Source organism: Zoogloea sp. (assembly GCF_044344315.1).
GTDB lineage: Bacteria > Pseudomonadota > Gammaproteobacteria > Burkholderiales > Rhodocyclaceae > Zoogloea.
Map to the genome: position 1 here is coordinate 47,363 of NZ_JBIJDC010000019.1, position 9,849 is coordinate 57,211.

Annotated in this window: 12 protein-coding genes; 2 read left to right on the plus strand and 10 right to left on the minus strand. The window is 64.5% G+C overall.

Annotated elements, in window-relative coordinates; all coding sequences use genetic code 11:
• Positions 1 to 25: 25 nt before the first annotated feature.
• The 10 genes from ACIQ09_RS06325 to glnA all read right to left on the minus strand — a co-directional run bounded on the left by ACIQ09_RS06325 (position 26) and on the right by glnA (position 8,803).
• A complete protein-coding gene (locus ACIQ09_RS06325) occupies positions 26 to 232 on the minus strand; it encodes a DNA gyrase inhibitor YacG (protein ID WP_296408874.1) in 207 nt (68 codons plus the stop codon).
• Positions 229 to 984 carry a cell division protein ZapD gene (zapD, locus tag ACIQ09_RS06330; RefSeq protein ID WP_398307339.1) on the minus strand — a complete coding sequence of 252 codons (756 nt, stop codon included), beginning with the start codon at positions 982 to 984 and terminating at the stop codon, positions 229 to 231. Before zapD ends, ACIQ09_RS06325 begins: the two co-directional genes overlap by 4 nt.
• A 60-nt stretch (positions 985 to 1,044) precedes the next feature.
• Positions 1,045 to 1,677, minus strand: a complete 633-nt coding sequence (gene coaE / locus ACIQ09_RS06335; RefSeq protein WP_398307341.1) for a dephospho-CoA kinase — start codon at positions 1,675 to 1,677, stop codon at positions 1,045 to 1,047.
• A complete protein-coding gene (locus tag ACIQ09_RS06340) occupies positions 1,665 to 2,435 on the minus strand; it encodes an SPOR domain-containing protein (RefSeq protein WP_398307343.1) in 771 nt (256 codons plus the stop codon). The genes coaE and ACIQ09_RS06340 overlap by 13 nt, the downstream gene beginning before the upstream one ends.
• Positions 2,436 to 2,509: 74 nt before the next feature.
• Positions 2,510 to 3,229 carry a type III pantothenate kinase gene (locus tag ACIQ09_RS06345; protein ID WP_398307345.1) on the minus strand — a complete coding sequence of 240 codons (720 nt, stop codon included), beginning with the start codon at positions 3,227 to 3,229 and terminating at the stop codon, positions 2,510 to 2,512.
• Positions 3,229 to 4,032 carry a biotin--[acetyl-CoA-carboxylase] ligase gene (locus ACIQ09_RS06350; RefSeq protein ID WP_398307347.1) on the minus strand — a complete coding sequence of 268 codons (804 nt, stop codon included), beginning with the start codon at positions 4,030 to 4,032 and terminating at the stop codon, positions 3,229 to 3,231. Before ACIQ09_RS06350 ends, ACIQ09_RS06345 begins: the two co-directional genes overlap by 1 nt.
• A gap of 88 nt (positions 4,033 to 4,120) precedes the next feature.
• Positions 4,121 to 5,524, minus strand: coding sequence for a nitrogen regulation protein NR(I) (gene ntrC / locus ACIQ09_RS06355; RefSeq protein WP_296564686.1), 1,404 nt, complete (start codon positions 5,522 to 5,524; stop codon positions 4,121 to 4,123).
• Positions 5,525 to 5,605: 81 nt separating this feature from the next.
• On the minus strand, positions 5,606 to 6,679 hold the full coding sequence (gene glnL / locus ACIQ09_RS06360; protein WP_398307349.1) for a nitrogen regulation protein NR(II): 1,074 nt from the start codon (positions 6,677 to 6,679) through the stop codon (positions 5,606 to 5,608).
• A gap of 79 nt (positions 6,680 to 6,758) precedes the next feature.
• Positions 6,759 to 7,244, minus strand: a complete 486-nt coding sequence (locus ACIQ09_RS06365) for a DUF4124 domain-containing protein (RefSeq protein WP_398307351.1) — start codon at positions 7,242 to 7,244, stop codon at positions 6,759 to 6,761.
• A gap of 149 nt (positions 7,245 to 7,393) precedes the next feature.
• Positions 7,394 to 8,803, minus strand: coding sequence for a type I glutamate--ammonia ligase (gene glnA / locus ACIQ09_RS06370; protein WP_398307353.1), 1,410 nt, complete (start codon positions 8,801 to 8,803; stop codon positions 7,394 to 7,396).
• A 359-nt stretch (positions 8,804 to 9,162) separates the two neighbouring features.
• Here glnA and ACIQ09_RS06375 point away from each other — a divergent pair, with 359 nt between their 5' ends.
• Together ACIQ09_RS06375 and nadA are read left to right on the plus strand one after the other, a co-directional pair.
• Complete coding sequence (locus ACIQ09_RS06375) at positions 9,163 to 9,615, plus strand: rhodanese-like domain-containing protein (protein WP_296409470.1); 453 nt, start codon at positions 9,163 to 9,165, stop codon at positions 9,613 to 9,615.
• Between the two features lie 18 nt (positions 9,616 to 9,633).
• The coding region (nadA, locus tag ACIQ09_RS06380; RefSeq protein WP_398307356.1) for a quinolinate synthase NadA at positions 9,634 to 9,849 on the plus strand (216 nt) is incomplete at its 3' end.

Below are 9,849 nucleotides of genomic sequence, written 5' to 3' on the forward strand. Positions count from 1 at the left end.
ACAAAGGAAGCGGCCAGTGGGCCGCTCAGTGACGCAGATCGCGAAGGGGATCGGACTCGTCATCAAGGGGCGAATCCCCCTCAACGCGATAGCTGTCGGTGGCCCAGGCGCCCAGATCAATCAGGCGGCAGCGCTCGGAGCAGAACGGGCGCTGCGGGCTCTGGGGGCCCCAGACGACGGCGGTACCGCAGGTCGGGCACTTGACGACGCGGGGTTTGGGGGAATCGCTCACAGATTGCAGAAAGTCAGTTCGAAGGCGATGTCAGCCTCTGCCTGACGGGGCCGGGCCACCGTCTCGGCGTGCATGAAGCGCACGTTGAGGGCGTATTTGTTGGCGCTGGTCTCTGGCACGCACATGGCGGTCGAGTCCACGCGGATACGGATCATCTGGGCCGTGCGCCCCCCCATGGTCTGCTGGAAAGCGCCGCGCAGAGCCATCAGTTCTTCTGGCCGGCCACTGGCCCGCAAGAGGCGCAGCACGATGGCCAGGCCGTCACGGATGGGCAGCAGGGGATGAACCCAGGCACTCAGATCCCGCCGGCGGGATTCGACCTCGCGGTTGAGCCAGTGATGATATGAAGGCAGGTCGAATTCGCAGGCACCGCCAGGAATCGCGGCCCGGCTGCGAATGTTCATCAGCCACTCGTTCTCCCGCAGGTACTGGCCGGTCTTGCCTGCCATGGCGAGCAGGGAGGCGGACGCCTGCTCAATCTCGTAGAGGGCGCCGGACAGGGCCTCCTCGGAAATCTGCGGGTTGTTGCGGAAGGAAAGCAGGATCTGGCGCTGACGTTCGAGTTCCTGGACCAGGTCAACTTTGAGATCGGCGCGGCCGGCAACTTCAAGGATCTCGAACAGGGTCAGCAAGGCCACATGGTGCTCGAGGGAGCCTTCGGCCCGCACGAAATGCGTGACCTTTTCGAACAGCTGCTCAAGTCGTAGCAGCGTGCGGATCCTCTCATTGAGCGGATATTCGTAGGTGATCACGCGCGCGCCTGGGCCTGGATGGGGTATCGATGTATGTCTGTCTGACCGCGGCGAATCATATCACAGGGCTCCAGGCGTCGCGGCGAAGGCCAGGTAGCGGGAATGCAGCCCCGTAACCTGCGCCCGCAGGGCGTCCAGCGAGCCGGCATTGTCCACCACATCATCAGCCGCAGCGAGGCGTTCTGCTCGACTGGCCTGTGCGGCCATGATGGCACGCACCTGGGCTTCATCCAGGGCACTGCGCTGCATGACCCGGGCCACCTGGACCGCCTCAGGGCAATCCACAACGCACAGGCGCTGCACCCGCTCCCGGTAGGTACCGGACTCGATCAGCAAGGGCACGGCAAGAATGACGTAGGGCGCGCTGGCGCTCAGGCACTGACGTTCGCTTTCCTGGCGGATCATGGGGTGGAGTATGCCTTCCAGCCGTTTGCGCGCGTCCGGACTCTCAAAAGCCAGCGCACGCATGGCCGGGCGGTTCAAGGCGCCCTCCTCCGTCAAAACACCATCCCCGAAAGCGGCGGAGATGGCAGCCATGGCCGCCCCGCCAGATGCCGTGAGAAGGTGGGCGATGCGGTCGGTATCGACAATCGCTGCCCCGAGTTCACCAAAGATGTCGGCCGCAGCGCTCTTGCCGCTGCCAATACCGCCGGTGAGGCCGACAATGAAGGGCCGGGCGCTCACGGGCTGCACTCGAGACGATTGGCGCCGCGCAGACGATCGGAAAGATCACTGGCCACGGTAGCCAGACTGTCACCGGGGCCACGCACCTCGATGCGGACGACGCCCGCCCCCCGGGCTGCGATCTGCGCGCTGCGCACCCCCTTTTCCTTGAGCGCGTCGAGCAAGCGGGTGGCCGCCGCCTCGCTCTTGTAAAGACCGAGGGACACGGCAAACTGGTTGGGGCCCGGATCCTGCATGATGAACAGGTCATCCACGCCGAGACGGCGCAGCTCGGCGGCCTTTTTGTCAGCCCCTTCGCGACTGCCCTGGGCCGGGATATGCACCCACCAGGATGAGGGCGCCTCGCTGCGGGTCTCGCTGAGTTTGAAGCCCGTTCCGGCCTTGGCGATGCGTGCTGTCAGCTCCCGCGCCTGGTCGGCGCTCAACCCGGCAAACACCACGCAGGCCTGAGGCGCCACGGCCTCAGCCACCGGGGCTGGCGCGGCTGCTTTTTCAGTGGTCTTCCCGTCATCCTTCTTCTCGGTTTTCTCTTCGACGGCTTCGGGCGCGGGCTCCGGCTCTGCGGCCGGGGCAGGCTTGAGCACCACCGGCGGCGCCGCCGGGGGGCGGGCTTCCGTCATGAGACGCATCCGTTCGGGGTTCAACTGATTGCTGAGCCGCTCCGGCTCGCCATAGGACGCGGCACCGCCCAGCCAGCCCTTCCACAGGGCGAGGGCCAGCAGGTTGGCAAAGATCAGGATGATGACAGCGACACGAAGTGGGGCCATGGCAGCAAGACTAACCGATACGAGGACACGGGAAAAGGCGCCGGCACCCCGGCACCAGAAAGGCCGGCGGCACCCTAGTCGGCCCCGAGCATGCGGACCAGACCTTCGAGCACAAGATTGTCCACCTCCCGCAACGGACACTCCAGCAGGGGCGCCAGCGCAGCGGCGGCGCCACCATTGAGCAGACAGAGACTCCCCGGCTCGCCGGCAACCAGGCGGAACATGCGCTCGATGGCCCCCAGCTGGGCATGCAGGCAACCGGTCTGGATGGCATCGGCGGTACGCCGGGGGGTGCGCTCGAAACGCCCGTCGGAGAAAGGTAACTGGGCCGTGTCGCGGGCCAGGGAGAGGCGCATCAGGTCAAGGCCGGGCAATATCACGCCGCCCTGGAACACCCCCTGGCTGTCCAGCACATCGGCCGTGGTGGCGGTGCCGGAGGTGACCACCAACGCGGCCCCATCGTGAAGCGCCCGGGCCCCGACCAGGGCAGCCCAGCGGTCGGCGCCAAGGCGGGACGGATCGAGATAGGCGTTGCGCACGCCATACCCTTCGCCCAGGGGGCGTATCCACTCGGCAGCCAGACCAGCACGTTCAAGGAAGGCGCCAAGACGCCCGCCGACCGTAGCCCCGGCCACATTGGCGCCCAGCATGCGCTCGACCGACCCCAGGCTGGCGAGCACGTCGGCAAAGCCGTCGAGGGCACTGAGGAGCACGGCGCCCTGGCCACGCCAGCCGGTGCCGTCATGCAGCCCCCATTTGAGACGGGTGTTGCCCACATCGAGAAGCAGATCCATCAGGCTAGCCTCAGGGACACTTCGCCCGACAGCACACGACGCAGCCCTTCTGGCGTGTGCAACAGCAGGGCACCATCCTCGTCCACGCCAGCACAGGTGCCACTCAAGGCCTCGGCCTCGCCGATGATGCTCACCGGCAGATCGGCAAAGGCATTGCGCTGCTGCCAAGCGCCACGCAGGGCGGAGAAACCCGCGGCGGCATACACCTCAAAGAGGCGATGGAGTTGCACCAGCACCAGGCCGAGGAGTTGGCTCGCGCCGGGCGCGCGCCCCAGACACTCCGCCAGATCGGTCACGCCGGTGGCGTACTCCACCTGCGCATCGGGGGGCAGGCTCAGGTTGACGCCGATACCGACGACAGCCGCCGGCGTACGTCCGCGACCGGGCGTAAGCTCGACAAGGATGCCCGCCAGCTTGCGTCCGTGCACCAGCACGTCGTTGGGCCACTTGAGCTGCACCCCGTCGACGCCCAGTTCTTCCAGTGCCCGCGCCACGGCGAGCCCGGCCACCAGGGACAGGCCGGCCGGCACCGGCGAGCCGGGGGCGAAGCGCCACAGGGCAGAAAAGGTCAGACTGGCGCCCGGCCAGGACTGCCACACCCGCCCACGCCGCCCACGCCCCGATGTCTGCACATCGGCCGCCAGCACATGCACGCGCCCGTCATCCGGCGGCAACTGGGCCAGAAGACGGCTATTGGTGGAATCGCACTCCGCCAGGAGCACCAGTGAAAAGGCGTCGGCCAGGTCACCCAGCGCGGCCGCCACCGCCCCCGCATCGAGGGCGTCGTAATCGGAACGGTCCAAGAATCGATTCCCGGCTAATGAAAACAAGCCGGACATTATGGAGTAAGGCGAGCGCCCTGCGCAGCGGCAGCGACGCTTTGATACCTTTTCAGACCGGATCCGGATCCTCGAGCCCCAGCTCCTGGATCTTGCGGGTGATGGTGTTGCGGCCGATCCCGAGCAGCTGGGCCGCCTCAATACGCCGTCCGCCGGTGGCGGCCAGGGCACGCCGGATGAGGATGCGCTCGAAATCCTTGCTCAAGCGGTCGAAGACCTCCCCCGGGTTCTGGGCCAGGGAGCGGTCGGCTTCAGCCATCAGGGCATCGCCCCAGTTGGCCGGCTGCTCCCGGGTGGGCTGGTCTTTGAGCTCGGGGGGCAGATCCGCCACCTCCACGGTCTGGCCGGGCGCCATCACGGTAAGCCAGTGACAGAGGTTCTCGAGCTGACGCACGTTGCCGGGAAAATCCAGGCTCTGGAGGTACTTCAGGGTGCTCTCCGACAGGCGCTTGGCTTCAACGCCCAGCTCCTGGGCCGACAGGGCGATGAAGTGCTTGGCCAGGGGCGGGATGTCCTCGCGGCGCTCACGCAGCGGCGGCAGACGCAGCCGGATCACGTTGAGGCGGTGGAACAGATCCTCCCGGAACAAGCCCTGACGGACGCGCTCCTCCATGTTCTGGTGGGTGGCGGCGATGACCCGAACATTAGCCTTGATGGGCTGATGCCCCCCCACGCGGTAGAAGTTGTTGTCCGACAGCACCCGCAGCAGGCGGGTCTGCAGCTCGGCGGGCATGTCACCGATTTCATCAAGGAACAGGGTGCCGCCTTCGGCCTGCTCGAAACGGCCCCGGCGCATGGTCTGGGCGCCGGTGAAGGCACCACGCTCATGGCCAAAGAGCTCGGATTCGAGCAGATCACGGGGAATCGCCGCAGTGTTGATGGCGATGAAGGGCGCATCCTTGCGCGGGCTGTGGCGGTGCAGGGCGCGGGCGACAAGCTCTTTCCCCGAGCCGGATTCCCCGTTGATCAGCACCGTAGCATGGGACTGGGACAAGCGGCCGATAGCGCGGAAGACCTCCTGCATGGCCGGGGCCTGACCGAGAATCTCGGGCACGGCACTGAGTACCTCCTCGGAACCCGCCTGGTGGGCGCTCTCGTCGATGGCACGGCGCACCAGCTCGACGGCCTGATCCACGTCGAAGGGCTTGGGAAGATATTCAAAGGCGCCCCCCTGGAAGGCTGCCACCGCACTGTCCAGGTCGGAGTAGGCGGTCATGATGATCACCGGCATGTGCGGAAAGCGCGCCTTGACCTTGGACAACAGGGTCAGGCCGGACTCGCCGGGCATGCGGATGTCGGAGAGCAGCACCCGCGGTGCCTGGGAGGAGCTCTCCAGGGCAGCCAGCACCTCGCCGGCAGACCCGAAGCTCTTGTACGGAATCTCTTCCCGGGCCAGGGCCTTCTCCAGCACCCACCGGATGGAGCGGTCGTCATCAACTATCCAGACTGCATTCATGTCATTCACGCGCACAAGTTTGATACAGGCAAACAAAGGGGTTCAAAGGACGGAGCACCATATTGGTGCATTCCCGTCCGCTCATGATTCCAGATCCCTGGAGATCGGCAGGAAGATCGTGAAGCAGGTGCGCCCCGGGCGGGACTCCACCTCGATCGCGCCCTGGTGTTGTTCGATGAAGCTCTGTGCCAGGGACAAACCCAGGCCGCTACCGTTTTCCCGCCCGGACACAAGCGGATAGAAGATCTTGTCGCGGATACTGTCCGGAATGCCGGGGCCGTTGTCGATCACCTGCAGCTGCAGGGCCAGCTTGAAGCGGCGCTTGGCCAGGGTGACCTGGCGGGCCGCCCGGGTCCGCAGGACGATCTCTCCGTCTCCATGCAGGGCCTGGGCCGCATTGCGGGCGATGTTGAGAATCGCCTGGATGAGTTGCTCCCGGTCGCCGGTGATATAGGGCAGGCTGGTGTCGTAATCGCGCCGCACCCCCACCGACGGAAACTCCGCCAGGATCAGACGCCGGACCCGCTCCAGCACATCATGGGGATTGAGCTGGGATGGCTGCATCATCCGGTGGGACGTGAGCAGCCTGTTCATCAGGTCCTGCAGGCGATCCACCTCGGCAATGATCACCTGGGTGTATTCGCGGAGCTGCGGGTCGTCCAGTTCGCGCTCCAGTAACTGGGCAGAGCCGCGGATACCACCGAGGGGATTCTTGATTTCGTGAGCCAGATTGCGGATCAGTTCGCGGCTCGCCTGTTGTTGGTGCGCGAGCTGCTCTTCACGTGCCACCTTAAGGTGCGCGTCCATCGGACGAAACTCCAGAAGCAGGCGCGCATTGACCGAATCGACCGGTGTGACCGTGCAATCGAGCTGCAAGGTCTCCATCCCGGGGCGTACCACGGTCAGGTTGTGTCCGGTGTAGCTCCAGTTATCCCGCAGAACGTTGTTGAGTGCATTGGCCAGCCCGAGCGGCTCGCCAAGCAGGCGACGCAGGGAGTAGCCGACTATCTTGCGACTGCTCGCAGCAAACAGGTTTTCTGCCCCGGGGTTCAGATAGCGAACGATGAGTTCATCGTCCACCAGCACCACGGCAGACGACAACAGCTCGAGGCCGGCGAAGGGAGAGGCAGGGCTGGGGGACTGGTCGTTTTGCATATGGGCAGATCAATGCAAGAAGCAGACCACTTGCCCGCCCAATCATCGACACACCCGCCAGGCGCGGAGACGCCGGCGGCTAGCGGAGATTTGCGATTTCCTTGCGCAGTGCCTCGATGTTGCGCTCGTGGATCTGCATTTTGTCCTTGTAGGGCTGCAAGCGCTCAAGGGCCTTCTGGTAATTACGCTCGTCGGAGCGGACGCTTTCCTGGGCGGCAAGATCCCGTCGGGCAGCATCGAGGGCTCGCTGCTCGTTGGCCAGTTCCTCGTCGAGGATGCGGCGCCGGTCGCTGTCACGCGCCTTTTGGGTGCCCGTATCGACCTTCGGAAAACCCGCCGCAGAGGGTGATGCACTATTTTGGGGCGCCGCAGCGGGGCGAGAAGGCCCGGGCCCGGGAACGGAGGAGACGGCTTGATCGCGGGCCAGGAGGCTGCAGCCCCGACCGGAAGCCTTGGTATTGGTATAGGTGATGTGGCCGGCCTCATCGACGCACTTGTAGATGTCCGCCCAGGCCGGCGAGAAGCACAGCAAGGCAGCGAGCGAAAGGGAGATTCTCGGGATCATCGTCGGCACAGGTTATTCCGGAAGCAGGGCTAGTGTAGGGGCCGACCCGGTCAAACACAAACGCCGGCCGGAAACAAAAGGACGGGCCTGAGCCCGTCCTTGAGTAACGCACCAACCGGCCAGCAGGCTGACCGGTCCGGATCCGGAGATCAGATGGCGTAGTACATCTCGAACTCGACCGGGTGCACTTCAACGCGCAGACGGTTCACTTCTTCCTGCTTCAGGGCGATGAAGGAGTCGATGAAGTCGCTGCTGAACACACCACCGCGGGTCAGGAACTCACGATCCTTGTCGAGGGCAGCCAGGGCTTCGTCAAGGCTGGAGCAGACGGTCGGGATGAGCGCGTCTTCTTCCGGCGGCAGGTCGTAGAGGTTCTTGTCGGCGGGGTCGCCCGGGTGAATCTTGTTCTGGATGCCATCGAGGCCGGCCATCATCAGCGCGGCGAAGCACAGATAGGGGTTTGCGCCCGGATCCGGGAAACGGGTCTCGATACGGCGGGCCTTTTCGCTGTTCACGAACGGGATCCGGATGGAAGCGGAACGGTTCTTGGCCGAGTAGGCCAGCTTCACCGGAGCTTCGTAGTGCGGAACCAGACGCTTGTAGGAGTTGGTCAACGGGTTGGTGATGGCGTTCAGGGCCTTGGCGTGCTTGATGATGCCGCCGATGTAGAACAGGGCGGTCTCGGACAGGCCAGCGTAGCCGTTGCCGGCGAACAGGTTCTTGCCGTCCTTCCAGATGGACTGGTGCACGTGCATGCCGGAACCGTTGTCACCAACGATGGGCTTGGGCATGAAGGTGGCCGTCTTGCCGTACTGGTGGGCAACGTTCTGGACGATGTACTTCAGGATCTGGGTCTGGTCGGCGCGACGCACCAGGGTGTCAAACTTGGTGCCGATTTCGTTCTGACCAGCGTTCGCCACTTCGTGGTGGTGCACTTCAACCGGCACGCCGCAGGCCTCGAGAGCCAGACACATGGCGGCACGCATGTCGTTGAAGGAATCAACCGGGGGAACGGGGAAGTAGCCACCCTTCACGGCGGGACGGTAGCCGGTGTTGCCGCCTTCGTACTTGATGTCGGACGACCAGGCACCTTCTTCGGAGAAGATCTTGTGGTATGCGCCGGACATGTCCACCTTCCACTCGACGGAGTCGAAGATGAAGAATTCGGGTTCCGGACCAAAGAAGGCGGTATCGCCGATACCGGAGGACTTCAGGTAGGCCTCGGCACGGTTGGCGATGGAGCGCGGGTCACGGTCGTAGCCCTTGCCGTCGGCCGGATCGATAACGTCACAGGACAGGACCAGGGTGGTCTCATCGAAGAACGGGTCGATGTAGGCGGTGTTGGGGTCCGGCATCAGCAGCATGTCGGAGGCCTGGATACCCTTCCAGCCGGCAATCGAAGAACCGTCAAAGGCGTGACCGCTTTCGAACTTGTCATCGTCAAACGCGCTCACGGGCACGCCAACGTGGTGTTCCTTGCCCTTGGTGTCGGTAAAACGGAAGTCGACGAATTTGACTTCGTTTTCCTGGACCATCTTCATGACGTCTTGCGGGGTCATATCACTCACTCCTAACGGGTTGAAGCTGCTGCGCAGTGGAAAAAGATAGTGGTTACAACAATAAGTCAGGAAAGCTTGAAAGCATAGAGCATGCCAGCTTTCAAATCAAAACAGTTCATTGTGCCACAAGGCCCCGTCTTGGCGCCCCGAAAAAAATAAGCACCAAAATAGTGCAAACAACTTCAGCAAAGCACCAAATGTGTGCACACCTCGTGCAGTGATGATGCCGACGTGTCATCGGAAGAGGCGCACCCCTCTCGGCGGGTCACGCGCCACGAGGGCGCACCCTCAGACATGGCTTGCAGCCCGGGGGGCCAGCGGTATACTCGCAGACCCCTCATTCTCATCGGATGTCCGCCATGGGAAAACTCAGCGAAACCCTCGCCCTCGCCCAGGAACGCGCCCGCAGTCTCGGCCTTCCCTACGCCGGCGCCCTCACCCCCCGGGAAGCCTGGGACGTGCTCCAGCTCGCCCCGGGCTCCAAGCTGGTGGATGTTCGTACCCGTGCCGAATGGGACTGGGTCGGGCGGGTCCCCGGCGCCATCGAGATCGAGTGGATGCTCTACCCCGGCAACGAACCGAACCCCCACTTCCTGGCACACTTCAAGCGTCAGGTCGATCCGGAAGCGCTGGTGATGTTCCTGTGCCGAAGCGGCGCCCGTTCCAACGCCGCGGCCACCCTGGCAGCCGGCTCGGGCTTCACCAATGCCTACAACATCCTGGAAGGCTTCGAAGGCGACAAGGACGCCGGCGGCCACCGCAACAAGGTCGGGGGCTGGCGTCACGCCAACCTGCCGTGGACCCAGGGCTGAACACCACAGGACACCGAGATGCAAGCCGTTCCCATCAGTTTCGACCGCTTCAACACCCTTTCCGACATCGATGCCCACGCGCGCATCCGCGCCGCCCGTGAGCGCCTCGGCGACCGGGCCGTGCTGCTGTGTCACCACTACCAGCGGGCCGACGTATACCAATACGCCGACCTCACCGGCGACTCCCTCAAGCTGTCGCGCCTGGCCGCCGAAACGGAAGCCGAGTTCATTGTC

Bases quoted from the DNA above. Each gene is read 5' to 3' on its own strand.
- ACIQ09_RS06375 (WP_296409470.1), top strand. From the start codon at position 9,163: ATGGGAAAACTCAGCGAAACCCTCGCCCTCGCCCAGGAACGCGCCCGC.
- ntrC (WP_296564686.1), bottom strand. From the start codon at position 5,524: ATGAATGCAGTCTGGATAGTTGATGACGACCGCTCCATCCGGTGGGTG.
- glnL (WP_398307349.1), bottom strand. From the start codon at position 6,679: ATGCAAAACGACCAGTCCCCCAGCCCTGCCTCTCCCTTCGCCGGCCTC.
- ACIQ09_RS06345 (WP_398307345.1), bottom strand. From the start codon at position 3,229: ATGGATCTGCTTCTCGATGTGGGCAACACCCGTCTCAAATGGGGGCTG.
- ACIQ09_RS06340 (WP_398307343.1), bottom strand. From the start codon at position 2,435: ATGGCCCCACTTCGTGTCGCTGTCATCATCCTGATCTTTGCCAACCTG.
- ACIQ09_RS06365 (WP_398307351.1), bottom strand. From the start codon at position 7,244: ATGATCCCGAGAATCTCCCTTTCGCTCGCTGCCTTGCTGTGCTTCTCG.
- glnA (WP_398307353.1), bottom strand. From the start codon at position 8,803: ATGACCCCGCAAGACGTCATGAAGATGGTCCAGGAAAACGAAGTCAAA.